General features: G+C 42.7%; 15 protein-coding genes and 2 pseudogenes. 8 read left to right on the top strand and 9 right to left on the bottom strand.

Going from position 1 to position 26,766, the window contains the following annotated elements:
• The first annotated feature begins 392 nt into the window (after positions 1–392).
• The 5 genes and pseudogenes from AACT52_RS31110 to AACT52_RS31130 all read left to right on the top strand — a co-directional run bounded on the left by AACT52_RS31110 (position 393) and on the right by AACT52_RS31130 (position 7,850).
• Positions 393–716: pseudogene (locus AACT52_RS31110) on the top strand (flavodoxin domain-containing protein).
• 126 nt (positions 717–842) lie between these two features.
• Complete coding sequence (locus AACT52_RS31115) at positions 843–1,610, top strand: alpha/beta fold hydrolase (protein ID WP_073628027.1); 768 nt, start codon at positions 843–845, stop codon at positions 1,608–1,610.
• A 685-nt stretch (positions 1,611–2,295) separates the two neighbouring features.
• On the top strand, positions 2,296–5,304 hold the full coding sequence (locus tag AACT52_RS31120) for a peptidase domain-containing ABC transporter (RefSeq protein WP_073628029.1): 3,009 nt from the start codon (positions 2,296–2,298) through the stop codon (positions 5,302–5,304).
• 108 nt (positions 5,305–5,412) lie between these two features.
• Entirely contained in the window at positions 5,413–7,008 is a 1,596-nt protein-coding gene (locus AACT52_RS31125) for an HlyD family type I secretion periplasmic adaptor subunit (protein ID WP_073628031.1), read from the top strand.
• 344 nt (positions 7,009–7,352) lie between these two features.
• The gene (locus AACT52_RS31130; protein WP_073628065.1) at positions 7,353–7,850 is read left to right on the top strand and encodes a DUF427 domain-containing protein; all 498 of its coding nucleotides are present in this window, start codon (positions 7,353–7,355) and stop codon (positions 7,848–7,850) included.
• A gap of 232 nt (positions 7,851–8,082) precedes the next feature.
• Here the strand turns inward: AACT52_RS31130 and AACT52_RS31135 are convergent, their stop codons facing one another.
• The 6 genes and pseudogenes from AACT52_RS31135 to AACT52_RS31160 form a co-directional block, all read right to left on the bottom strand.
• A complete protein-coding gene (locus tag AACT52_RS31135) occupies positions 8,083–8,247 on the bottom strand; it encodes a hypothetical protein (protein ID WP_158054519.1) in 165 nt (54 codons plus the stop codon).
• A 312-nt stretch (positions 8,248–8,559) separates the two neighbouring features.
• Positions 8,560–8,775: pseudogene (locus tag AACT52_RS31140) on the bottom strand (Rpn family recombination-promoting nuclease/putative transposase); the annotation flags it as partial.
• A 56-nt stretch (positions 8,776–8,831) separates the two neighbouring features.
• On the bottom strand, positions 8,832–9,632 hold the full coding sequence (locus AACT52_RS31145; RefSeq protein ID WP_073628035.1) for an Rpn family recombination-promoting nuclease/putative transposase: 801 nt from the start codon (positions 9,630–9,632) through the stop codon (positions 8,832–8,834).
• 76 nt (positions 9,633–9,708) lie between these two features.
• Positions 9,709–10,860: a hypothetical protein gene (locus tag AACT52_RS31150; RefSeq protein WP_073628037.1), complete on the bottom strand. Its 1,152-nt coding sequence runs from the start codon at positions 10,858–10,860 to the stop codon at positions 9,709–9,711.
• 282 nt (positions 10,861–11,142) lie between these two features.
• Complete coding sequence (locus AACT52_RS31155; RefSeq protein WP_073628039.1) at positions 11,143–14,547, bottom strand: molecular chaperone; 3,405 nt, start codon at positions 14,545–14,547, stop codon at positions 11,143–11,145.
• 541 nt (positions 14,548–15,088) lie between these two features.
• Positions 15,089–15,286 (bottom strand): ribbon-helix-helix domain-containing protein, encoded by a 198-nt coding sequence (locus AACT52_RS31160; protein WP_073628067.1) that lies wholly within the window; start codon positions 15,284–15,286, stop codon positions 15,089–15,091.
• Between the two features lie 218 nt (positions 15,287–15,504).
• On the opposite strand from AACT52_RS31160, the gene AACT52_RS31165 reads away from it, so the two are divergent.
• Together AACT52_RS31165 and AACT52_RS31170 are read left to right on the top strand one after the other, a co-directional pair.
• Positions 15,505–15,882, top strand: a complete 378-nt coding sequence (locus AACT52_RS31165; protein ID WP_337251564.1) for a hypothetical protein — start codon at positions 15,505–15,507, stop codon at positions 15,880–15,882.
• A 761-nt stretch (positions 15,883–16,643) separates the two neighbouring features.
• A complete protein-coding gene (locus tag AACT52_RS31170; protein WP_233153806.1) occupies positions 16,644–19,844 on the top strand; it encodes a tetratricopeptide repeat protein in 3,201 nt (1,066 codons plus the stop codon).
• Positions 19,845–20,510: 666 nt separating this feature from the next.
• Here AACT52_RS31170 and AACT52_RS31175 read toward each other — a convergent pair.
• Together AACT52_RS31175 and AACT52_RS31180 are read right to left on the bottom strand one after the other, a co-directional pair.
• Positions 20,511–23,081, bottom strand: a complete 2,571-nt coding sequence (locus AACT52_RS31175) for a dynamin family protein (protein WP_073628071.1) — start codon at positions 23,079–23,081, stop codon at positions 20,511–20,513.
• 551 nt (positions 23,082–23,632) lie between these two features.
• Entirely contained in the window at positions 23,633–23,776 is a 144-nt protein-coding gene (locus tag AACT52_RS31180; protein WP_339375013.1) for a hypothetical protein, read from the bottom strand.
• Between the two features lie 176 nt (positions 23,777–23,952).
• On the opposite strand from AACT52_RS31180, the gene AACT52_RS31185 reads away from it, so the two are divergent.
• On the top strand, positions 23,953–24,159 hold the full coding sequence (locus AACT52_RS31185) for a chlorophyll a/b-binding protein (protein WP_073628041.1): 207 nt from the start codon (positions 23,953–23,955) through the stop codon (positions 24,157–24,159).
• Positions 24,160–24,562: 403 nt separating this feature from the next.
• On the opposite strand, the gene AACT52_RS31190 is transcribed toward AACT52_RS31185, so the two are convergent.
• On the bottom strand, positions 24,563–26,766 hold a 2,204-nt coding region (locus AACT52_RS31190; RefSeq protein WP_073628043.1), incomplete at its 5' end, for an NACHT domain-containing protein.

Below are 26,766 nucleotides of genomic sequence, written 5' to 3' on the forward strand. Positions count from 1 at the left end.
TTTAAGCATTGCTCTAAAAATGCAACTTCTTCTCAAAAAAGCAAAGAACACAATTCATTGCAGGTAGTCCTCCTGTTACCAGATGGGCTGGGAATTTTCGTTTGCTCAACTTATCCACATAAGGTTTTCTTTCGGGTGGGCATGCTCACTAAATATCTCAAATGTCCATCTCATAGGCTTTTATGGGCAATGCCCACCCTACGGTTAGCGCTGTATCCAGTCAGCTGCTAGACGTTCACATAGCTTATACAGGATTAATTTTGTTGTGATCTGAAACTGGAGGAATGGCTTTATTTGAGTTGTATGAGTGATAATTCTGACTTTGCAATATACGAACAAGGGTTAAGTAAGGTTACTACTTTGCTGATTTTAAGGTAAGCCAGGAGCAGTCTATGTCAAAAATTGGTCTATTTTTTGGATCTACAACAGGTAAAACTGAGTCTATCGCCGAGATGATTTAGAAAGAATTCGGTGGTGAAAATGTCGTGACATTACATAAAATTTTAGAGGCAGAAGAGAGTGATTTTTAAAACTATCAATATCTCATCATTGGCAGCCCTACCTGGGATGTTGGAGGCGGGACTTCGGCTGGTTTTTGGTCTACAGACGGCTATGACTTCAATGAATCAAAAGCATTGAAGAACGGTAAATTTGTCGGCTTCGCTCTTGATGAAGATAACCAATTTAACTTGACGCAAGAGGGTGTCAAAACCTGAGTAGCTCAAGTAAGTGAAAAAAAGATTTTTTTTGTAGCTTTCAACTCTTGTGGCAATTAGGAATTAGTAGTAAAAAAAAGCTAATTACTAATTGCTGGATTGATAATTTATTTGCAGGTAAATTAAATGTCGAAATTGCCAGATGTTATTTGGTTGAATACAAGTCCTAGTTTACAATGCTTTGCTCAGCCGTTGATGTATCGGCTGTCACGCAAAATGACTGTTGCATTATGGGAATATCAGCAAACCCAGGATGAGGCTAGTTCACTAGATGATGCAGTTGAACTGCTGCAAGATTATCTGAAATCCTGCGATCAACCTGTGCATCTTGTTGGTCACAGCACAGGAGGATTGTTAGGGCTACTCTACAGCCGTAAGTATCCAGAAAAAGTCAAGTCTTTAACTGTGTTAGCTGTGGGTGTTGATGCTGCTATTGACTGGCAAGCACACTATTACGTCCATCGCCCATTCTTAAGTCAGCAAAAGACTCTGAATGCTTTTGTGTATAACTTGTTTGGCTATCAGAAGGAACATACTATCAAGCGTTTGATGAAAATTTTGGAGCAAGACTTAAATTGCTCGCTTTCACCTCACTCGCTTTTTAAACGGCTAAGTATCCCACCAGAACGAGTCCCAGTACCCTTTATGGTTTGTGGGAGCATGAACGACATCATTGTCGATACCGATGCTTTACATGGATGGCAACTATATTTAAAAGAGGGCGATCGCATATGGGAATGCCCACAAGGACGGCATTTTTTTCACTTCTTTCAACCCCAGCTTGTGGCAGAACAGATTCTCAACTTCTGGCAATCTCTACGCCCATCAGATTCTGTAGACGTTTTGCATCAGTCTGTTGATACCCTTAAACTAAATGAATCTCTCTATCAATAAATTTTCTGTGGTCACAAAACCTTAGCCTACCCTACACTTTTCACTTGCCTGTAAGCTACCTCTACACGAACCCCCGTAATTCGATTGCGGGGGTTCTATTAGCTTAGGAAAGCGTTTTACGAATAATACATCCAAAAAAATAAAAAAATGCAAATTCAACAAAAAAAAAATCATTTATATAATCTTCACCTATTCATTACATAGTCCCAATCTTGCCACACTCTCTTATCTGAGACAATTTATAACACTGGCAATCAAAAGTGGCAACGCCGCAAAACAGTCATATGTCTCCAGTTCTGTAACAGGACAATCAAAGGCTGACTGCCTTTCAAAATTTTGTTGGTGCTGCTTACGTACCAACTACAGGTGCATCAATTTACCTTATATAGAGCAAAATTTAAGAATTGGCTGTAAAAGCGAGGAATGGTGCAGAACTGGCAAATTCAACACTTCTTAATTGCAACTCTTCTTAAATTTAAAAGTTAGAAGTTAACATTTTAATGGTATCTTAACTCCTTACTTTACCTTAATATATCTACAGGGAGGCACCCTGTGAGCGTATACGAAAAGCCACTATTCAATAAGTACGCTAAGTATTTCCTGGCAACCGCACTTGTGGTGTAAAGACCTAGAAATCTTAGCTTTATTCCTGACTCTGAACTCTTAAGTGCTAACTTTATTTGATATGACCTATATTAAGAGCTCTGCTTTCCAAGAATTTCTCGCCACCTTAGAGGGTTTTGACCAATTACCAACTGAGGTCATCGCCTCTTTATCACAACAACTGCAACCTTTGCGCTACCGCATAGGTCAGAAGATTCTCGGCAAAGAAAGAATGCCTGAGCGAGTCACAATTATTTATGAAGGGAAAGCTCGCCTGTTGGCATACGATACGCGTACGCAAATGCCAAATACCTTGGGTTTGCTGGAAAGGGGCGCAATTATTGGCGAAATTAGTTTGTTACGGGAAGTTGCCTGCGAGACAACAATTGCTTCCAGCGAAGTGATATGTTTAACATTAAGCGCTACGGAGTATTTACGCTTACTCACGATGTACCCAGCTTTTGCCTCTGAGCGTAAAAACCGCTGTCATTTGGTGGAAGTGTTTGATGTCCTCAGTGTCCAAAAGGAAGTGCAAGCTTTAGGCGGTACCAACCTCAAAGAACTGACTCAACACGCTTGCGCTGGGGCAAAAGTAGATTACCTCTCACCAGGAAAAACCCCTTATAACCAACAAGATAGCGATTGCATTTGGTTTGTTAGTGGCGGCGGAACGGTAAAAGGCTTCTCTGTTGGTTCTAAGTTGGAATTGAGTGATTTGCATAACACAGTTGAGGTACAGGGAAATCCGGCGCGGTTAATTGGTTTGCGTGCGTCGGATTTGTTACTGCTTGATAGTATCCAGCGACAACAGCATCAAGTAGACGCTAGTGAACCACAGACAACAGACGAGTTAGAAATTCCATACGCACCGGACGAAGAAATACCACCACCACAGCCTTCGACGGCGCAAGGGAAACAAAAAACCACAAAATACCCATTTTTTGGGGGTAAGGGACAACTCAATTCGGCGATCGCCTGTTTTCAAATGTTATCGAAACATTTGGAAATGCCGTTTCGGCGGGAAGTCATTCGCCGCATTTTCAACGACCAGATGAACCGTCAGGGTGTGATATCGTTTCAGCTGTGTGCTTACCTGGCAGAGTTAATTGGGTTAAAGGCGCAGTTGGTAGATGTACCCACCTCCTCTGTAGGGCGTATACCTACACCAGCACTGATTCGTTATGGTGATAGCTATGCTGTTCTGTATGAAACAAATGAGCGCACTGTTGTTTTAGGTGTCCCATCCAAGGGAATTGTACGCTTCAAATCCGCTGATTTCATCGCTCAGTTGGAAGTCGAGGAAAGCAATGATCTCCCCCAGATGAGGGTATTGCTCCTCTCTTCCACGTCAGCAACACCGCGCCAACGTTTCGGTGTTCAGTGGTTTATGCCTTATTTGTCGCGTTATCGCCGAGTCCTGATAGAAGTCTTTGTTGCTTCCTTCTTCGTGCAGTTAGCAGCGCTGGCAAATCCGCTGGTCATTCAGATGATTATTGATAAAGTCATCGCTCAAAACAGTATCAGTACTCTGCATGTTTTGGGTGTTTTGCTATTAGTCGTTGGTCTGTTTGAAGCAGTGCTAAGCACTTTACGGACTTACTTATTTGTAGACACCACCAACCGCATCGATATGGGTTTGGGGTCGGAAATTATCGACCATATGCTACGTCTACCGCTGCGCTATTTTGAACGGCGACCGGTAGGGGAACTTTCCACTCGCATCAACGAATTAGAAAATATCCGCCAGTTTCTTACCGGTACTGCTTTAACAGTAGGATTAGATGCGCTTTTCTCGGTGGTTTATATCATCGTGATGCTGGTTTATAGCTGGCAGTTAACCTTGGTTGGTTTGGGAACAATTCCAGTATTTGTTGCCATTACTTTGATTGCCTCTCCTACAGTGAGCAGACAACTACGAAGCAAAGCCGAACGCAACGCCGAAACTCAATCTTATTTGGTTGAGGTGATGTCAGGAATTCAAACAGTGAAAGCGCAAAACATCGAGTTACGAGCGCGTTTTTCCTGGCAAGAGCGTTATGCTCGTTATGTAGGCGCTGGCTTTAAAACTGTCGTCACCTCCACCCTCGCCAATTCTACAAGTAGCTTTCTCAACAAACTTAGCAGTTTGCTTGTTCTGTGGGTAGGAGCGTATTTAGTGCTTCAAGGAGACTTAACTCTAGGGGAATTAATCGCTTTTAGGATTATTTCCGGTTACGTTACCAGTCCTATATTGCGATTAGCTCAACTGTGGCAAAACTTCCAAGAAACTGCCTTATCTTTAGAGCGTTTAAGTGATATTGTCGATACACCTCAGGAAGCCGAGAAAGACCGTGGCAATATTACCTTACCTCCTGTTGTAGGAGCAGTGAAATATGATAATGTTTCCTTCAGGTTTGCAAGCAGCGGTCCATTGCAGCTTTGCAATGTCAATATCGATTTTCCTGCAGGTAATTTTGTAGGAATAGTCGGACAAAGTGGTTCGGGTAAAAGCACAATGATGAAATTGCTGCTGAGACTTTACGAACCAGAGGCTGGCAGAATTTTCATTGATGGTTACGACGTTTCCAAGGTAGAACTTTATTCTTTGCGGCGACAGGTTGGTGTCGTTCCTCAAGAGACACTGTTGTTTGATGGAACGATTCAGGAAAATATTGCTCTGACGAATCCCGAAGCATCAACCGAGGAAATTATTCAAGCCGCTAAAGTTGCAGCAGCGCATGAATTCATTATGAACTTGCCGAATGGTTATAATACACGAGTCGGCGAAAGGGGTGCTGGACTTTCTGGTGGACAAAGACAAAGAATAGCGATCGCTCGTTCTGTCTTACAAAGACCAAAATTATTAGTTTTAGATGAAGCAACGAGCGCTTTGGATTACCCCACAGAGCGACAAGTTTGTCTAAATTTAGCAGATGAATTCAAAGGGAACACAGTATTCTTTATCACCCACCGTCTCAATACCATTAGAAATGCAGACATTATTGTTGTGATGGATGGTGGTAAGGTTATCGAACAAGGAAACCATGATGATTTGATGGCTTTGAGAGGTCATTATTTCTACCTCTACAATCAACAAGAAGTGAAGCAGTAAAAAAAATTATGAATTATGAAACGGGATACACTGAAATCATAATTCATAATTCATCAATTTATAATTTATCATTTTCATCCTCTCTATCCTCACCTCCAGGTAAATACAATGACTCAACTTAATGAGAACCATCTCAACGGTAATCACCGTAATGGAACCTCTCAAAATGGAAAGCCTTCAGATTCAAGAGTGCTTACTGCTGACTCCAAGCGTCCTAAAGCTTCTGAAAGGGATTTTAAGCAGTACAACTTTGAGCAATTAGAGCAATCGGTTGTGCTACGCCAATCTCCATTTTGGTCACGCACTATTATGGTGACATTGATGGTGTTAGCTTGTTTTGGAATTGGTTGGGCATACTTTGCAAAAATTGAGCAAGTCGTTCCTGCATCACAGGGTCAATTGAAGCCGGAAGGAACAGTTAAAGAAATTCAAGCTCCGGTTAATGGAGTGGTGAAAGGAGTTTATGTTAAAGATGGGCAAAAAGTCAATCCTGGAGATTTACTGCTCATTTTTGATTCCGTCACAACTAATGGTGAATTAAATTCTCTCAAAAAAGTTCGTGCTTCATTAATGCAAGAAAACCAGCTTTACCGCCGTTTAATGGAGATTGGTTCTGGGGTAGCGGCTGAAGTCGAATTTATGCGGGGTAACTTGCCAAGAGAAGCTGCTTTTCTGCTGAAAAATCGAGCCGCATTAGTTGCAGAAAATGAGTTATTGCGTAAAGAATTTAAAAACACTGGTGCTGTCGCAGGCTTGGATACTGACGAACAAGAACGTCTAGAAACAGCAAAAACAGAGTTAGATACTCGGTCTGCTGCTGCGCGGTTGAAAGTCGAACAGAGCAAGCAGAAGCTGGCTCAAAACCAAGTTCAACTCGATGATGCTAAAGGAACTTTAGCGATTGAGCAGCAAATTTTAACTAAAATGAAACTCTTAGCAGAAGAAGGGGCGATCGCTCAGCTTCAGTACCTCCAACAACAAAAACAAGTGCAGAATATCAAAGCACAAGTCGCACAATTTGTTAAGGAAGAACAACGTCTGAAGTATGAAATTCAACAGGGACAACAAGAGACGAAAAATACGGTAGCTGTTTCTAGCAAAAACGTGCAGGAAAAGATAGTCAATAACAAACAGCGCATAGCCGAAATTGATAGCCAATTCTCTAGAATTGTGCTTGACAATGAGAAGCAATTGGCTGAAGTAAACAGTAAAATCTTACAAGCGCAAACAAACATTAAATATCAAGAACTTCGCGCTCCTGTATCTGGAGTTGTTTTTGATTTGCAAGCTAAAAATCCTGGTTTTGTAGCACAAAACAGCCAGAAACTACTTACAATCGTACCAAACGATAACTTTATTGCCGAAGCTTTCATCACGAACAAGGATATTGGCTTCGTCAAGGAAGGAATGAAAGTTGATGTTAGACTTGACTCATTCTCTTACAGCGAGTATGGGGATATTAAGGGAGAAGTTATTTCGGTTGGTTCAGATGCATTACCACCAGACCAAACACACCAATATTATCGTTTCCCTGTAAAAATCCGTTTAGCACAACAATCTCTCAATGCTCATGGTAGAGAATTGCCCTTGAAGTCAGGTATGAGTATTACCGCCAACATCAAAGTACGCGAAGAACGGACCGTCTTGAGTTTATTTACTGAGTTGTTTACTAAGGAAGTTGAAAGTCTTAAAGAAGTGCGTTAAGCAGTTTAAAATGAGTTGTAGTAGGGTGCGTTAACGCAGTGTAACGCACCATTTTTATGGTATTTACCAATTCTTATGACAATATGAATAATATCAAATCCGGTTAATTAGTTACTGCATTGATACCTCACCCCGGCTGCGCCACCCCTCTCCTTACAAAGGAGAGGGGTAGGGGTGAGGTTGAGGGGATATGATAACTAAACAAACGGATTTCATATAATAAGCCTCTTATAATAGTTAATTGGATGAAAATAAAACCACAGATTAACAAGAGATGCACACAGATAAATCATCTGTGTTAATCTGTGTCCATCTGTGGTTCTAAATTTAATCATAAAATCCAAATGTTTAGACCCCAACGCATTGAACCAGTTCCCGGACAAGAATCAGTGTGGGACTATCCCCGTCCGCCTCGCCTTGAGGATACCGACAAACATATCCAAATCATCTTTAACGGTGTCACTATTGCAGATACTCACCGTGCCAAGCGCGTTTTAGAAACCAGCCACCCACCGAATTACTACATCCCACCCGAGGATATCAAAATGGAACACCTCTTGCTCACACCGCAATCTAGCTTTTGTGAGTGGAAGGGAGGTGCTAGTTACTACACAATTCGTGTCGGTGATAAAGAAGCGCAGAATGCTGGATGGTTTTATCCTGATCCCACACCCGCGTTTGCATCAATTAAGGACTTTGTCGCTTTTTATGCTCACGTCATGGATGCTTGCTACGTCAATGGAGAAAAGGTGCAGCCGCAACCAGGAAATTTTTACGGCGGTTGGATAACCAGCGATATTGTTGGACCTTTTAAAGGTATTCCCGGTAGTTGGGGGTGGTGAGGTAGAAAAAAGTAAGCAATAAACCGTAGCTGCGCTAGAAAGTTAACAGTCACGCCACGTCTTGAGCTGCGTCGTGCATTTCCCCACGCGGTTGTAGTTCAAAACTATACGATTCGACTCGTCTAGTTAGCTTTCCTGATTCAGCGATCGCCTCTGAAAATTTAGCTTAATCGGGCAGAAGCCCCACACTGTAATGTACTCATTCAGTGCTTTAGAGAACCATAAAAAACAACTACCACCATGTCACTGCCAGTCGGGTGGTGGCTTTCCTATGTATTGCAACGAGTATACAGAAAATGAGTAATGCGATCGCCCCATCGCCCTTCACCCAACCACCAATCACCACGCCCGTCGCCACCTTGCAAGTATTACAGCTATTTTCAGGTAAATGAACCACATTTTTTTGCCTCGCGCAAAGGCGCAAAGGCGAGCCAGCGCTGCAGAAGGGTTTCCCGACCTAGGCGACTGGCGTCGCAAAGAAGAACGCAAGAATGTGGTCTAAATAAATGAAAACTGCTGTAAGCTGTTTGCTAGTCGTGCGTTTGCTCCCGGAGCATAGCTTCCACAACAAAAATGCATAAATCAGGTTGACCTATCCCTAAGTAAATAAATATCTTGTTCATAGTAGCGATTCCCCATCATCCGATATGGTTGTGGGGAATTTTCTTTTTTTATACATGATGTTGAGTGTCGCACGGTTCCACCAAAACTACAAATTTTGTGTTCCCTGTACGACTTGCCTAACTTGTTCAACTTCCAAATCCAACGCAGTAGCGATTTGTTCCACATTCAACCCCAACGCCAACAGGCGAGGGACAGCTTCTAATTTTCCTTCTAGCTTAGCTTCTTGATAAACCCGCGTTTTTTTCAACTCGCTTAACCCAAACATACCTTCAATCTCCTCTCGACTCATCCTAGGAAACTGAGTCAGGAAACCCAAAATTTATACATGATGTTGAGTGTCGCACGGTTCCACCAAAACTACAAATTTTGTGTTCCCTGTGCTATTTGCCTAACTTGTGCAACTTCCAAATCCAACGCAGTAGCAATTTGTTCCACATTTAACCCCAACGCCAACAGTCGAGGAACAGCTTCTAATTTTCCTTCCAAGCGTCCTTCTTGCTTCCCTTCTTGCTTAGCTTCTTGGTAAACCCGCGTTTTTTTCAACTCGCTTAACCCAAACATACCTTCAATCTCCTCTCGACTCATTGTGGGAAACTTATAAACCAAGATTGTCTCTATTAATTCTAATAACTGCCGCCTTTGTGGTACGTTATTAACGTCTTGCTGGGTTCTATCTATTAACTTTCTTGCGGCTGTAATTGCTGTTTCCTCATCTTCTACCACCAATTTAATGGTAGCAATGCCCACGGGTAGTGATGCCGTTTCACCTAATTCATCAAGATAAATGCGGCTGACACGTTGGCTAGTGAAAAACTCACTGTAATTATTTGTATCTGCTGTATCTAGACTGCGACTGGGAAAAATAACCACTCCCCGCCAGGAATTTTTCGGTTGATTTTGACGCAGGTATAAAAATATTTCGGAAAACAAACGCGAATAAATTTCTGTGTCGGTTTGAAACTGGACTTCGACAAAGTAAATCGGGTTGTCTTCAGTTTTTGTCGGTATAAAAACACCATCAATTCTGAAGGCTGTTTGCTTAATTTCAACAGAGGAAAAGTTATAATCCTCTGCGGTTTCTGGTGGGTTGCCAATTAATTCAAAAAAGATGCTGGGTAATTCTTGAAACAGGCGATAGAAGATACTGTCGGTTTTCACTCTGGATAAATTAGGGCTAGGGAAGAAAAATTTTCATACTTTGTCATGAAATTTTCTCACGGGTGTCTATCTTGACTCAAGAGGAACGGAAAAGTACCCGACCTGGAAGCACCTCATCGTTAATTTTGGCATAAACCCGCAAACATGCAGACACTTCCCCGCGCACCCCACCAATATCTAATTGCAAATCGTCCTTTGACCAACCAAAGACATCTGCATAGGTTCCCCATAATGGGCGGATTTGCACATGATAACCAGCATCACGCGTCTTCTCAACCACCTGATCAAGGGTTCGTCGCGCTTCTTGTTGCAGTTTACCCCACCAAGAGTAACGGTCAGCACATGGCAAATACACTAAAGAGTGAATTGCTTCATCTAAGTCAAGTCTGGCACGTAAAGCAACAATTGGATCGGCATGATCAGCAGTTGTTTGCACCCGGCGAAAACGGTCTATCAGTGCTGTGACATACTTAGACTTTTCTCGTTCATCGTTCAAAGACCTGACACCAAATCTATCTACACTTTTAAGAGCGTGGTACAAAGATGAATCGAGTTCAATAAACTTAAGACAAGTAGAAACAACCCCAGCCAACAAATCCATTTCCCCGTCGTGTGTTTCCATCGTTAATCGCGGATCGAAATCAACTTGGTATGACAAACACAACCCAGTGGCTTTTACCTTTCCTGTCAAACCAGGGTAAATACATTCATTCCGGGTGAAGGGTAGTGACAAGTGCGGCTTATCTTCTTTTGCACCTATTTGACTCGCCTCTGTCAAAATACGCTCTCGCCAAGCATCAGCCGCCTTTTCAGGAACACGCAGCAGCAAACGTTGCATCTCGTTCCACAAATCAGCATCATTGGTGCTAAGAAATTGGTAATCACCGATATAGTTCGATAATTCCCGGTCAGATAGCAAAGCCTCACCAATTTGTCGAAGTTTGAGTTCACCTTTTAGTTCAGTGGTGACTGGTTCTAACACATCTTCCCAAGAGGAACTATCCTCCGTGGACAAGACTGTCTCGCTACTCAAAGACTTTTGTTGAGATGTAACTTCCAAAAGAATATCCAATTCCCTCAGCAATTCTTGACAAGCACTGCTTCCTGGGTCTGTGGTTGCTATTTTTAAAGCTTCCTGTAATTGAGTCCGCAGTCCGTGCAAGCCCAAGCGCAGTACCCAAGCTAAATTTGAGTTGTCAATTTTCAATAACTTGCTGAGGTGCTGCATATTTCCTCCGTTTTGAGTTGTAAATTAAGTTTTGAGTAGATTGCTGGCAAAAGTCCGGACTTTATCATTTGGAACCACAGATAAACACAGATGAACACCGATTATTTATCTGTGTTTATCTGTGTAGCCTACGGCACGGCTTACGCCTACATCTGTGGTTTAATTTCAAACAAATCTACTTATGCAAGAGACTCCATGAGCAAAAGGTCACAAGCAAGGATAAAAGTAGACTTTCTAGGCAGGTCTAGTTTTAAGTTTTAAGTTAATAACTCCTAACTCTCGTTAGTGTTCTCCAGAAAACGGGTCACGTTCTGCCTTAACATCGTTAGGCTGAGGTTGGAGAGTGTCGCGAAAAACGCATCCCCCTTGCTTGAGAGATTCTGGATTTGTTGATGTCCAATAAGGTACCTCAAATGCATGTACTCTCAGCATACCCTTCTTGTTAAGAGAGACATAGTATCGGCAAGGATACTCACTTTTGACTTCTGGTTGAGGCAATTCGCCAATGAGTTCCCACTTATTAGATTTTGGGTTGTGAAATTGGAAGTAGAATGTATGTTTGCCACTGGTAGGAAACGGCGGTAATTCAGCAATTAACCCCATGATTTGTGGCTGTATGGCACCATCATCATACCGAAAAACTCTCATATCCTTGCTGTAGTCTTTCTCGGCATTAAATACAACAGTATGAGCATCTGTTTTTAGAGCATTTGCAGATTCAGCAACATTAACAGCAATATCGCAAACCACGTGACTATCATCAGCAATAACTTCTGATGTACCTATCGCTTTTGCCGCATCAACACAGGGAATATTCACAGGAATTAAATAGTGAGGATTTCCTCGGCAAAGCAGCAAATCGATATCAAGCTTTTGATTAATTTCAAACTGAACTTTGATATAATTTTTAAAATCCTCCTCACTCATTTCCAGTTTCTTTCTCAATGCATCACCGTTATAACTTCCCCAAAGCTGAGGTTTGATATTCTCAAAATCCTGACGAATGATGTTATTGGTCAATTGCATACCCTGCCAACTACTGCGAAATTTAGCCATCGCATCGTCAGCTTTAAGTTGATAAAGTTCTTGACCAGCCTGAAAAATTGGGTCTAAATTTCCTCCAATCACTTCCCTTTTGAAGGAGCATGGCAGAAAATAAAACAGATTTTTGACATCGATATAAAGTTGATTTGCTCCTCTACGCAGCAATTCCTTGGACTCTTTCGGCGCAAAACCCAATTGTCTTAGTTTCTCTGCAAAACAAGCTCCAGCAGAAGTTGCAAGCTTTGTATATTCGGGTTCAAAGGTAACTCGGTCTTCATTCCAAATAAAATAATCAGACTTGCTAAATACCCGATAAAGTTCGCGCTCAACTAATTCCAGATTGCAGGTTTTTCCTGATAAAATCAACCAATCGACTTGCTCTTTCTGGCTTTGGGAATTGAAGGCTTTATTTGCTAAAGCATTCTCTATCAATCCTTGGGCAATTCCAACTGCTTCTCGAATCACAGGAGATACTGCTTTTTCAAATTGCTGTACCGTGAGGGTTACACTCAGGTTATCAACAACTTCGCTTGATAATTGAATATCGTTTTGTTGCAGCAGTTCCGAAATTTTTTGCCCATCAACGACGAAGATTGGTTCGGGTGCATCTTGTTGGCGCTTTTGACCGAGTGTAATTTTGGCATTTTCCGCTTGTTCCCAAAGAGTGTAGAAAGTTTGTGCGCGAGACAACGAATTTTTCCAGCGTGTGGGTAGAACTTTCTCGGCTGCATTTAAAGCATCTTTGTAAGCATCGCCTTCTCGAATTTCTTTGTCTACACAAGCGAGCAGACTTCCTCTTAAGAATTTGCCGTTATCAAGAAAGCGATCGCTCAACTCTTCTGGCTGCACTTTCAACACATCTTTTGGCAATTGTTCTTCAGTCACGGCTGTGAGCAAACAATCTGCGATCGCCGCCTTCAACAACAAAAACAAACGCAGGGTAATTAACTCTCCACCCAACTGCAAATGACCGGAAGAACCCAATAATTTAGGAGTCAATTTATAATAACGTCCGCCGTCGCCTCGGTCTTCCCCAGCTTCAAACGGGTTAATTTCTTCCAGTGCAAGACGAATCAGCGCTAAATCAGTGGTTCCGCCACCAATATCCAAAACGAGGACATTTTGCCACCATTTATCCCCATCGTAACGGCAGCGGGTTTTAAACGACTCAATCCCCACGTTCAAATCACCGCCAAACTCTCGCCACAAAAAGAAGACGGCTACCGATATCGCTTCGTCATAAGCCATCTGCACATCTTCGATATCCAGTTGTTTCACCAGCTTTTCAATCTCGCGGCGCACAAATGGTGAGGCGATCGTTGGGTAAGTCACCACTGCACGGTAGAATTTACCTTCAGAACACTTACCTGGATAGCGTTGGCGGTAATTCTCGGTTAACTCAATCAGTTCAGCATAAGCAGATTGCAGCAGCTTATTGACCTCAATTGTATCTTCTTGACCATCGAGCGTAATTTTAAAAGAACGTTCTTGACCAAAATACCGCTTAGGTGAGTGGAGGAACCTTCCTTCAATTTCCTCCCCATTCCCAATAGTGTCTAGTCTGTGCTGTCTTGCTTGTTCACCTAAGACGACTTTCACTTTTGTTGGATCATCTTTTGGCAAAGAAGGTTCCAGATTGACGACTTCTAACTCACTAGGAATTTCATTAAGACGACGGTCTTTGTCCAATTCTACTGATATCAAACTTTGCCACTCTAAAGGTGGTACGCGGAAAACTTCGTGATATATCTGATTCAACCGTTTGCTAGCGGCGCGACGAAACCAACCCAGACGTTTGCTCAAACAAATTTCTATCTGTCGGATAGCTTCCAACAACTCAGCACTGTCAACGCCTCGAAAGAGTTGTTCGCCCAAATTGTGACGAACAGACTCGGGAATGGAAACAAAATCTTTGCTCAGTTCAGTTAAAAACTTTTGCCACTCCTGATCCCAAGCATTACGGCTGATCCCCGGTACATCATCCACGGGACGTTGGTTTAACCACGCCGCCATACGTTCGCGTAACCGCACCTCTTGTTCGCTAGGCAAACTATCTGGAGTTACGATGACTTTGGGATCGTAGAGTGTCACTGTGGAATTTGACGTGCCAAAATCAATGGCAAACCAGCCTGGATAAGTAATTTCTGGCTTCTTACTTTCTTGAACTGGTTCGGGTTTGTAAAAAGGTCCTGGTAGTGGCAATGGTAGCGTATCTCTCACTGACATTTGTATTACGGTATCTTCAACGCCTGCATAAGTCCATATATTGCACTCAGACGTAGAGTTTTTGCTCATAGACAGATTTGGGTTACCCGTTTCATCCGAGTCAAAATACTCTACAGTCACTAGCAAAGTGCAGTTCACACCTGCTGGTAATGGCTCATTCCACACACAGTCAATTTGTTTTAATCGCTGTGGTGTAGAAAGCTTGAGTAGTTTATTACTAAAGCTAACGCTTCTGTATACAGATTGTATTTTTGCTGCCATGTCTTCTGGCGTTCCGCTCACAGAAATATCAATTTTGGAGATATGAGGGAAGTTAAAACTATCAGTAGGTTTAATTTCAATAATCGGCAAGAGTAATGTATCATTACTTTTTATACGCAGTTGATAGCGATTTAAAAGCTCAATTTTAACAGCCATTTCATCGGTTCCTTGAAATTAAATTATGGTTAGTCGTTAGTCCAATGTTGCTTGACAAGTAACAACTAACTAAGAGGATGTCTGAAAACTTTAAGCAAGGTATATTTTGTCATTCTGAGCGTAGTCCTGAGCGAAGCGAAGGAACAGGAGCGTTCGCGCAGCGTGTCCCCTTGGGACTCAGAATCCCTATTTCTCGTTAATTTTTGAGATGCTTCACTGCGCTGGCGCTCCGTGCCTCGCAGAGCGAGGAGCTACGCTAACAGCATGACATTTTTGACTTCTCAGACATCCTCTAATATAACTCTTGCAAAAGTATGTATTTAAAAGTTATATCAAGTCCGGTTAAATCCAAAAGCAATCAACCAAAACTAGTACAGCGCGGCGGAAATAAAGCTACCATTTTAAAACAGCGAAAAGCCCACATAATCAGCTTTTTGACTTTTGACTTTTGAATGCATGACTTCCGCGCAGCGGTACTAGGGGTGTAGGGGGAAACGAAAAAATGTGCTTTTGTACACCCTGCCGTCCATAGTATTTTGATTCATCCATCCTCCTTAGCCTTCTTGGCTTTGGAGGTTTTTGGTTTTTCTGGAAATTCGCCGCGTTCTTTACTCTCCTTGATACCAATTTCAATTAAAAAAGCTGCCAGATTAGCTGTTGGTCTACCTTGTGTATCTGCCAACACCTCTAAATCTTCAAATACTGAGTCTGGAAGAGTTACAGTAAATCGTTTGCTCACGTCGTCATCCCTATCATCGCTTTCGCATACTATAGTACGCCTTAAGATTCCCTTAGATATCAAAATCATCTTTTAAGATACTTAAAATATTGCAATTAGCTGCAAAAGAATTTATGATATAAATATTGCTGCACAGACAGCAAAAAGCGATCGCTTCCAGGACCAATTGGACAAGCGATCGCTTTATAACCCCCATATCGAATGGAGATAAATAGATCATGCCACAAGTACAAGCGATCGCACATAACGAGCAAGTAATTACTCAATTAGACTTGGAACAATACCTGCAATGGCTCAAGAGCGCGGTGACACAATTTGATGGTGCAAATTATTCTTTGCAATCCATAACTCAAGGCTTTTTGTCCAGTGGTGACAACGCAAATACACCTGTTCTCAATCAAACTCACTCTCAAGCATCTCCAGAAAGAGAACCTATTAAACATACACTCATTGGTTCTCCCAAAGCCGTAAACAGCACAATTCGCGTTCTGCACCAACTTAAATACGCCTCTATCAGTGATTGGAGTCCCCTCGTACCAACTGGCAGGACAGGTGAAGTTATGAGCATTTTGATACGCTCGATTTTAGTGCAATAGCTCTTAACAGTTATCAGTGAACAGTGAACAGTTATCAGTTAATCCCCATCAATACCTGATGGGGCTTGTACCAAACAAACCTGTTGTCTGATAACTGATAACTCATAACTGAGCCGGTGCCTTGTTCCCAGTCTCTGACTGGGAATACTATGATAGAGGCTCTGCCTCCTTTACTTGCTCAAGAGCCGGTGGAACCACATTTCCAGGTAAAATTTGGAAACGAGATTGTAGAAGGGTTTTGGCTTAAATTGACACCAATTGCTGTCCTGCTCACCCCACTCTCATTGGATACTTTAAACACTAAATAATAGAAGCATTGGTGGTTGACTCGTAATCATGTAAGATTTCAGTAAACCTAAAAATCCGGAAAGTCATACCGAAAGCTTGTATCTTACTCTGCTACTACTAAACTTCTGAGCTAGTCTGATGACGGAACCTCTAAGAGGATGTTTGAGAAGTATCAAATATTTTACTTGATCCCCCCTGCCCCCCTTAAAAAGGGGGGTAAAAGTCCCCCTTTTTAAGGGGGATTTAGGGGGATCATTGATAAATTTTGGTACAAGACGACACTTTCCAAACATCCTCTAACGTAATAACTAAGTAAGTAGGCGAGAAAAAATCAAACTATGTAAATAAAAGTAAAGCTTGGAAAATAGCTCGTAGTAAGCGCTTTAGCGCTAAAGCGCTTACTACATACCTTTAATTATTTACACCGACCTACTGTAATAACTAATAACTAATAACTGATAACTGTTAAAATCATGACTAGCAACCCAGAACCAAATATCCAGCAGCAAGCAGAAAACTCAACGCTTTCTGGTGGAATGCAAGCGATTCAAGGTGACAACAATATTCAACTTCAAGGAAATAGTACATTAACTACACAAACAATCTTAGAGAATGCGCGGGTTGAGGGCAATCTTACAGTAGGAAATATTACTCAGATTTACAAAGTTGAAAACAATTTGAGTCATATTCCTAAACCAACAGGTTTTCCCCAAAATATTCCCCCCAGTAACACAGATAAGTTTATCGGACGAGCGCGGGAATTAGAACGCCTCCATCAACAGTTACAACGCAATAATGAAGTCGTCATTACTGCTGTTGAAGGCATGGGGGGAGTTGGTAAAACAGAATTAGCAATCCAGTACTCACTGCTACGCTTACAGTTGCACACTTACCCTGGTGGTATCTGCTGGCTACGTGCAAGAGAACAAGATATTGGTTTGCAGATAATAGAATTTGCTCGAATCAATTTCGACTTGCAGCCGCCAGAAGATTTGGAGTTACCAGAACGGGTACACTGGTGTTGGCAGCGTTGGCAGAAGGGAAACACGCTTGTGGTTGTGGATGATGTGAAAAATTACAGCCAGATAAAATCTTATCTACCACCACAACCATCCCAGTTTAAAGTACTCATAACAACACGACTCAAGTTAGATGATCGTGGTTCTCTGTTTTTGGAAGTTTTGCCGGAGGAAGATGCACTCTCATTACTGACTCAATTGGTTGGGGAAGAAAAAGTCAATCAAGAATTAATAAAAGCAAAAGAACTCGTTCAGCGTTTAGGCTACTTACCTCTGGCGTTGCAATTAGTCGGGCGGTATGTGAAAAAGCGTAAAATATCTTTGGCAGAAATGCTGCGACGCTTGGAGGAAAAAGGGCTAGGGCATCCTGCTTTAGAAGTAAAGGAAAATGACCCCAATTGGTCTCTAGATATCAAACGTGGAGTAGCGGCTGCTTTTGAATTGAGTTGGTCCGAATTAAGTGAGTCTGCTCAACAATTAGGTTGTTTACTAAGTTTATTTGCTTTAGCTGGGATTCCTTGGTCATTGGTGGAACGTGCTGCTGAGAAAGACGCAGAAGAACTGGAAGATGCAAGAGTAGAATTAGAAAACTTGCACCTGTTACAGGGCGAAGATACTTATCTGTTACATCAGTTGATTCGAGAGTTTCTGAGAAACAAGCAAAAGAACTTAGCTTCAGGCGACGAGCATCAGTCTAGTTTTTGCCAAGCAATGGTAGAAGTGGTAAAAGAAATTTCTCAAATACCTTATCGGAACCAAATCACTGCCTTAACTCCTGCTATTCCACATTTAGCAGAGGTGGCACAAAATCTGACTGATGCAGTCAGTGATGAAAATTTACCTTGGGTTTTAATTGGTTTGGGTGTATTTTATGAAAGACAGGGTTTGTATGCGCTGGCTCAACCGTGGTTAGAGCAATGTGTATCAGTCGTACAATCCCGTTTGGGAGAAGAGCATCCCTATATCGCCCCCAGTTACAACAACTTGGCAATACTCTACGAATCCCAAGGACGGTACACCGAAGCAGAACCACTTTACATCAAAGCATTGGAACTGTTGCAACGCCTGCTAGGAGAAGAGCATCCCAATGTCGCCACCAGTTACAACAACTTGGCTGGACTCTACTATTCCCAAGGACGGTACACAGAAGCTAAACCACTCCACATCAAAGCATTGGAACTCAGGCAACGCCTGCTAGGAGAAGAGCATCCGGATATCGCCCAAAGTTTCAACAACTTGGCAGAACTCTACTATTCCCAAGGACGGTACACAGAAGCTGAACCACTCCACATCAAAGCATTGGAACTCAGGCAACGCCTGCTAGGAGAAGAGCATCCCTCTGTCGCCTTAAGTTTCAACAACTTGGCTGGACTCTACCATTCCCAAGGACGGTACACAGAAGCTGAACCACTCTACATCAAAGCATTGGAACTCAGGCAACGCCTGCTAGGAGAAGAGCATCCCTCTGTCGCCTTAAGTTTCAACAACTTGGCATCACTCTACTATTCCCAAGGACGGTACACAGAAGCTGAACCACTCTACATCAAAGCATTGGAACTAAGGCAACGCCTGCTAGGAGAAGAGCATCCGGATATCGCCCAAAGTTTCAACAACTTGGCAGAACTCTACTTATCCCAAGGACGGTACACTGAAGCTGAACCACTCCTTATCAAAGCTTTGGAACTCAGCCAACGCCTGCTAGGAGAAGAGCATCCTCATGTCGCCTCCAGTTACAACAACTTGGCAGAACTCTACTATTCCCAAGGACGGTACACTGAAGCAGAACTACTGTACATCAAAGCTTTGGAACTAAGGCAACGCCTGCTAGGACAAGAGCATCCCAATGTCGCCACCAGTTACAACAACTTGGCTCTTCTCTACTCTGACCAAGGACGGTACACTGAAGCTGAACCACTCTACATCAAAGCATTGGAACTATACCAACGCCTGCTGGGAGAAGAGCATCCGGATATCGCCTCCAGTTTCAACAATTTGGCTCTTCTCTACAATTCCCAAGGACGGTACACTGAAGCAGAACCACTTTTAATCAAAGCATTGGAACTATACCAACGCCTGCTAGGAGAAGAGCATCCCAATGTCGCCCAAAATTACAACAATTTGGCTTATCTCTACAATTCCCAAGGACGGTACACTGAAGCAGAACCACTTTTAATCAAAGCATTGGAACTATACCAACGCCTGCTAGGAGAAGAGCATCCCAATGTCGCCCAAAATTACAACAATTTGGCTTATCTCTACAATTCCCAAGGACGGTACACTGAAGCAGAACTACTGTACATCAAAGCTTTGGAACTAAGGCAACGCCTGCTAGGAGAAGAGCATCCGGATATCGCCTCCAGTTTCAACAATTTGGCTCTTCTCTACTCTGACCAAGGACGGTACACTGAAGCAGAACCACTTTTAATCAAAGCATTGGAACTATACCAACGCCTGCTAGGAGAAGAGCATCCGGATATCGCCTCCAGTTTCAACAATTTGGCTCTTCTCTACTCTGACCAAGGACGGTACACTGAAGCAGAACCACTCTACATCAAAGCTTTGGAAATTGCTGAACGCAGCTTAGGGGAGAATCATCCCAACACAATCACTTTTCGTAAAAATTTAAAATCCTTGCGTGATCATCGCCAGTCTTAGTAGATGATTGCATCTCTTTCATAGCAAAAACTTAAACGAAAACTCTGCGTCACGAATGCGTTTAAAAACATTATGAATTCATGAAATGCTGTACTAAGACAGTTACCAGTTACCAGTTACCAGTTACCAGTTACCAGTTACCAGAAAAGCCAACTATCAATTTTTTCACTGTTCACTGTTTTAAAAGCATTGTCCGTTGAATCTTGGCTCCACAGCCGCCGCATCAAACGTATAATCGCATTTTCCCACAGCGGTGCTAGTATCAATTAGCTTAACGCTCTTTTATTACTCTCGTCAGATTAAATTTGAGATCCTATTTTTAGGTTAGTCCGCGCAGGCGGACTTTGTTTGTGTAGCCGCGACTTCCAGTCGCCTCAATTATTCTCTCTCCAGAGTCATAGAAGAGCGTTAATCATACTGGCGATCGCTTCTGAAGAAACCCCTTGTCAGAAGTCTGAAAAGATGCGATCGCGAAGACAGAGGAAAAACTTTTATTTATTGTCCATCTGTGGTTTCATTTTCATAAAATTGACTTTTGCACTCTTATACCAAGTTGCAGTCATAGAGATAAGTTGTCATGCTGAGCGTAACGCTAGTGAAGCGAAGCATCTCGCGAGATTCTTCCCTTCGGTCAGAATGACATGTTTGAACGCAACTTGGTATTATTTAATGATTAATCTCCTCTGGATATGAAATCGTGGGAATTTGGGAAAGAGTCTCCAACCAAGGTGGAATAGGAGCAGACGTTCGTTCTTGTGCAGAAGCTATATATCTCAGTAAAGGTTCATGCTTTGACTTTAAAAGTTCTTGCAAATTATCTACAATCTCTTTCAAAGCTCTGGAAAACGAAGTTTTTACCAGTTTGGTTAACTGACTCACATACTGTACAAGGTGCAACCCTGCACTTGCAGTTATTTCGTCTCGCAGCCGTAAAACGGCAACTTGGTGATTGAAAGGTCTTGAGGGAACAGGAAACTGTTTATCAGGGCTCCAGTCAAAAATTTGACCATTCTGGTGCTTGTCGTCCTTGCGTGCGAGGGGAAATAAAGTGTCAGCATTGATAGGAGTCGCACTATTAGCAAGTCCACTGTGCTGAATAATTAGGTTTTGCCATTTATTCGTGGGGTCAATAGCACGCAGCAGATTTCTAAAAAAGCGAACTTGGCTTTTGCCAAATTTTTGCTCAATTTGCTTTTCTTTTTCGGCTAGCAAAATTGTACTTAGTTTTTCGCGTTCTAGTTGTACATCAGCAGATAATTTGCCAAACAAATCGGTGACTGCTTCTGTCGTTTGTTCATGGGCGAACGCTTGCATTTCCTGAAGAGTGTTGACAAATGCCGTATAAAAATCATCGCTTTTCGTAGGAATCGAATCGTCAACTTCATCTTCTTCAAAAAAGCTTTCACTTTTTGTCAGGGAGATTGTGCCATTTTTGGTTCTGTCAAAAAGTAAACTCCACTCGCTCCAATCAAAGAAGATTTTATTAGTTAACTCATCTTTAACAATATCGCTTACTGCTATACTGTTGCGGTTCTTCAAAATCGGCTGTTTTTCTAAATCTTCTTGGAATCGTCTGTAGGTCGTGACTAAATTTTCAATTGCTTCTCGCAGGGTGAGAAAAGCAGGGTTTTCCACAACTGGTATGTAAGTCGGGATTTCCTCTAAAATATTTTTTAGGTTATTCTGCTCTTTACGCAAAGCCTCAGCAGCCCTTTGAGTGTCTTCTACAAGTTGCTTCATACCATGAAGAGCAACATGCTCTTTCAGTAATGAGCGCAATCTGCCAATACCACCATCTTCAGCGTAGTCACTGAGTTGTTTGTGCAATGTAGTAGAAGGAGGTAACATTTCACTCAATTGTTGCCATTTTCTCCGCAGTTCAGACTCCTCTGGTTTGTTGGGTTTATCCAAATCAGGTAAGAATTCTGTTGAGCAAACTTGCACTAGAGAAGAAAGTTCTGCTAATTTAGTCAACCCATAAAGTTGCGACAGCAGAACGATATTCTTTTTTTCCGTGGTCAAATTGTTAGCACTGGCGATGGTTAGTTTGAGAATGCTGAGGCTATCAACAACAGCTTCTTCTGAAAGTAGAATCTCATATAAAAGGTCATCAATGGCGCGTTCATCGCTGCTTGAGAGAGGAATTTGATTGAAGCGCCCCACACCCACAATAATCCGGTCTCTAAGGTCTTGTCCCTTATCCCGTTCCAGGAGAGAGCGGATTTTTGCCGCAGTTGCGCCGCCAGGATATCGACCGTTGAGTAGCAACAGGATAGTTTGGACATCTCGCAGTTCCCGCAAAGATAAAAAAGCATCCCTCACACCAGAATCAGCAGCTCCCAATCCGGGAAAGTCTAGGAGAATGAACTCATTTGTTCCTTGTAAAGAAGACAAATCCCAAATTTCTTTTGAAACCTCAACTGTGACATCTATGCGGCGAATCAGCGAGAAGCTATTTTGCAAGTCCTGAACTGAGGGTTGTGCTAAATTTTCCCAGCGTTTAGGAGGCTGCGGTAAACGGTCAAAGCTGAGCTCTAAGATATTCATGGGCGGCTCTGCAAGCCTCAGCCCTTTATGAGCAGTGGTATTGTCAATCTCGTAACTTTTACCACAGATATCTTCTTTGTAAACACTGTAGGTACGGACGAAAACAACCAGTTCCCTCAGCAGAGAGCGTAATTCTAAGCTTTGGGGTTTCCATGCTTCCTCGCACCATCTTAAGATACCGTTAATGTCAACTTCTCTCGTGGGGTGTAAACTTTTGAGAGCCGCAAGCTGTGCTGAAGGGATATCTGCCATTTTTGCTCGTTGTTCGGCTTCCTCCAGCATAAAGCGCAAGCACTCTTTCACCCCTTCACTAGAAAGATATTCAACTTTAAACTTGCCAAGCTTCGTTGTCTGAAACTCTGGTTGTTGAACGAGGTGGATCGCAGTGACGTTACCTGTGGTGGGGGTTTCACTGACTGGTAAAGCATCGGCGTAGCCAATCAAACTGCCTAAAAGTAAAGTTTTTCCACTACTGAACTCCCCCATGATGCCGATTTTGACTGGCGAGGATGCAAGTTGCACCGTTCTTTCGGCAGACTGCTGTAGGCGCTGGATACTTTCATAAAGGCTACTCGGAACCCAGCTGTCTTTGGGAAGTGGGTTCTGCGAAACCAACTCAAGGCTTTGGATGACAGATTCCCCATACTCTTTGTAGCGGCGCAATTTTTCGACTGCCATGTCACTTTTCATACAATTTCCTGATTCAGAACCAAAATGATTTTTTCGTACTTCGGTCACCTGAAACTCTAGCTGAATGCCCGTAAATAATAAATCTACAGCACCAACTACAGCCGTATCTTGTTTTTTTACTATCAAAGATTAAAGTTTAGCAATTTCAGCAATTTGTTCGTTCCTAAATGGCAGTACCTAGAGGTAATTATAAAAGTTAATCTTAAATCCGTAGGGAGCGTTAACGAAGTATAACGCATTATCTGGAAGTGGTACGCTGCGGATACTTTGTTAAGATGAATTACCATTACGAATAAGGCTATGAGCCGAAATCGAAACCATGAGAGCGTTTGACAAAAGCATTTTTTATACTTTTTTTAGAAAAAACAATAATCAACTCCTGACAAAGTCCTATCATGTTGCACTAGTTTCTGTATTGGTAATTCCCCAAATAATATGTATGATTAATAACATAATTTAATTTCATATTTTTGCTTTTTATCAGATATTGAATACAACTACCAGATAGTATAACCACTTATGTTTTATTCGCCAATTGCTCTGTTAAAAAATTACGTGAAAAATTTGTAAGTAGGTTTGTGGAATGATGAACCATCGTAGGATGGGAAGCGCGATGACACGGAGTGTCCGCCATAGGCGATCGCGTAACCCATGATGCTTAGGGAATTGACGCCCTGCGGCTGCGCATAACACATCCTATGTTTAATTTTGTCCGCTTACTTATCTAAATTAATGATTGAGAAAAAAGGTTTCTAGCCTTTGAAAGCGTCACTCGAAAGAAGTACCAACAAATTCCCCCAAAGACAGACAGCAACAGCCGATTCAGTAAATACCATGAAGGCAAGAGCAGAGTTATTAAGGAATGTAAACAATGAAGTCTGGTACCAACGACGCTACTCAATTACCTCCTGTTGCCAAAGCATACAACGGCGCTGATCGCAATGCCTGGATTATTGGTTGGAATCCCCAACAGGAACTGTGGAATGGACGCTTAGCCATGATTGGCTTTGTGGCTTACCTATTTTGGGATTTGGCTGGCTACAGCGTAGTGCGTGATGTACTCCACTTCATTCGCTAAGCCTTCACTCACGATTTTATAACTTACGTGAATAAGGAAAAAATAGGGCTTTGTAGAGGGTGTAGGGGCGCAATTCCTTGCGCCCTTGCGAGTATAGGGCAAAACCCCAAATTCCTCACATAAAGATAGAGTAGAAAAATGAAAAAGAATGACTTAGAATATTATGATTTGAATGCAGATAAATTGTCGAAGAAAGGCGAAATAGGACATCTATCTAAGTATTTAAACTAGTCAATATTTGAGTCGTAGAAAAGCTATATCCCTTTGCAAGGAATCAAAGTTTTGGATGTTAGCCGTGGAGATTGATGATCAAGGGGAAGTTCAGGATTATTTCACCATGAAGAAAACCATAGCTTAGCGACATACGGTTCTCACTTGGATCACAAATGAGTTAACAGCAGATCTATTGCCATTCCCTGTCCTCAAGTTCCTTAGTTGGCAACAATAAGGTGGCTTCAATTTCCTGCCTAATTGCAGCCGTCACCTCACAATTGCTATTGAGGCAATCGAGCAGTAGCTGATTGGCATCGTAGTAGCGTTGCAGCACTTGCTGTTGCTCAGCGCTAAACTGCCATTGGTGGTTAATATTTCGATAATTAATGATCGTCGTCTTTAACTGTTCAACCCAGGCTGAAGAGTGTGCAACCCACCAGATCTGAAATTTTTCTTGGTTTTGATTTGGATTCGGCAATTGCTCCCTAAGTTGTTGCAGGGATTTATAAAGTCCAGCATCCAGAACAATGCCCAGAATGTTACTGAGCGCATCTCCACAGGCATGAGCGTGGGCAAAGTCCTGACTTTGGTCGATCGCACACTCCAATAGCAAATTATCCAACGTTGCATCCAGAAACATTCCCTGGTCGAGGGTGCTGGCTAGAGTAAAGTGAGAAGCCATGTGAGGAGTCCGGGCAAGGGCAACGTAAAATGCTCGCACCGTCGCTACCTTTGGTTGCGATGGCGTATCCTTTGATTTTTGGCTTGCCCAGGTCAAAAACTCTTGTAGATAAGGGTCTTGGGCAACCAGTGCATCAATGTGTTGCTTCATCAACTGCACTAGCCCGTCTGCACTCCGCAGCATAGCCGCCGTCAACAAAAAGATTTCGCGCCAGTGAGGGTCACTAATGTGACTGATCAGTCCTGCCAGAGCTTGCTCCAATGCTTGTAGGTTATGGCTGGCAACGATTTTTCTTGCCGTCAAGTATTCTTGAAACGCCAGATAGGAGAACGAGAAAACTCCCCGCGCCCGTTCTGCCAGTAGCCCATGTTGCGCCTCGATCGCCTTCAGCGCCGCTTCGCTTTCTAGTTGTAGTTCCTCTGGGTCCATCGGCATATTGGTCAAGTTCTGAATATACTCACCAATGTATTGCTCAATAACGCGTTGCTCAAAAAAGTACTGACCTTGCTCAAATGTCGCCGCTGCAATCTGACTGAATAACTTGAGCTTTTGTGGCAATAAAAACCCTCGGTAAACGTCATCTCGTTCAATGCCTCTGGCTTCATCCCATTTACCCAACAGAAGATCTAGCCCTTGCTTATAAAATTCAGTCCGCTTCGTTGGAAATTTTTCCTGACCATGAAACACCCAGCAGGCAAGATGCAGAAACAGGGGTGTGACGACGAGTTGGCGAAATTGCCAGTTTTCGGGTAAATCCAGCTTCTGAATAAACTGAACGGACTGCGCCACCCCAGCCTGAGTGTTCGTCTTAGTAAACGCCACAAACCATTTTTGAGCGAAGGCTCGGATTTGTTGTTGGGTAAACGGGGCAATCTCAACATCGGTAAAGCCTCGCAGCCTGAGCTTTTGAGCCGCCGTTCGACAGGTCGCCACAAACCGATTTTTGTGATACTTGTCCGAAAACGAGCGAATTTCTTTTAAGACAGCATTGCTCTGTTGGTTAAGAACTTCATCCATCCCATCAAGCAACAGCAACACTCTGCCTGCACCAAGCAAGGTTTCAATCACTGACTCTTCTGAAATTCCAGATGTGAGAAAACAGGAGCGGATGTAGTTTAATAAGCTGAACTCGCCACTGACTCTAGACTCTTCAGCAAAATTCTTCAGTGTGATGAAGATAGGAACTTGGTTCGCCGCAAATGCGCCTCGCTGACACTCAATGGCGAGATGTTGCAAAAAGGTGGTTTTACCGACTCCTGGTTTGCCCAGCACCCTCAGCTTGGAGTAGGTTTCGACTGCGTGCATACCCGGTATTTGTTTCTGGTCAACCTCACCTAAGCCAAAGCGGTCAAATTCTTCTGGAGCAAGGTTTTGCAGGTCAGCGATTTCTAACCACTGAAGGCTTTTGATCTCCTCCAAAATATTGACATCAATATATATGTCATCGATGCTAACGGGACGGCTGATATCCAATAGCTGCAAGATGCCGCACTGGTCTTCAATTTTGTCGCTAAGTTGCGAGCGCACCTGTTGCACCAAGGCATCAATATCCAGTACAGGAATCTGGGTGCGTTCTCCGGGTTCAGAGAATTCTGCCGGGGGATTGGCTGCAATCTCCCGCCAATTCAGTTCCAACACAGAACAAACTTCCAGAAAAATATGACGCTCAACCGGACGTCCACTAAAAAACCGCCAAATGGGTTGGCGAGTCT

This window comes from Scytonema sp. HK-05 (assembly GCF_963872035.1).
Classification (GTDB): Bacteria; Cyanobacteriota; Cyanobacteriia; order Cyanobacteriales; family Nostocaceae; genus Kalymmatonema.

Excerpts from the sequence above, each read along its gene's own strand:
- AACT52_RS31155 (WP_073628039.1), bottom strand. The coding sequence starts at position 14,547 with ATGGCTGTTAAAATTGAGCTTTTAAATCGCTATCAACTGCGTATAAAA.
- AACT52_RS31150 (WP_073628037.1), bottom strand. The coding sequence starts at position 10,860 with ATGCAGCACCTCAGCAAGTTATTGAAAATTGACAACTCAAATTTAGCT.
- AACT52_RS31185 (WP_073628041.1), top strand. The coding sequence starts at position 23,953 with ATGAAGTCTGGTACCAACGACGCTACTCAATTACCTCCTGTTGCCAAA.
- AACT52_RS31175 (WP_073628071.1), bottom strand. The coding sequence starts at position 23,081 with ATGAAAAGTGACATGGCAGTCGAAAAATTGCGCCGCTACAAAGAGTAT.
- AACT52_RS31180 (WP_339375013.1), bottom strand. The coding sequence starts at position 23,776 with ATGTGTTATGCGCAGCCGCAGGGCGTCAATTCCCTAAGCATCATGGGT.
- AACT52_RS31130 (WP_073628065.1), top strand. The coding sequence starts at position 7,353 with ATGTTTAGACCCCAACGCATTGAACCAGTTCCCGGACAAGAATCAGTG.
- AACT52_RS31120 (WP_073628029.1), top strand. The coding sequence starts at position 2,296 with ATGACCTATATTAAGAGCTCTGCTTTCCAAGAATTTCTCGCCACCTTA.
- AACT52_RS31125 (WP_073628031.1), top strand. The coding sequence starts at position 5,413 with ATGACTCAACTTAATGAGAACCATCTCAACGGTAATCACCGTAATGGA.
- AACT52_RS31115 (WP_073628027.1), top strand. The coding sequence starts at position 843 with ATGTCGAAATTGCCAGATGTTATTTGGTTGAATACAAGTCCTAGTTTA.
- AACT52_RS31165 (WP_337251564.1), top strand. The coding sequence starts at position 15,505 with ATGCCACAAGTACAAGCGATCGCACATAACGAGCAAGTAATTACTCAA.
- AACT52_RS31170 (WP_233153806.1), top strand. The coding sequence starts at position 16,644 with ATGACTAGCAACCCAGAACCAAATATCCAGCAGCAAGCAGAAAACTCA.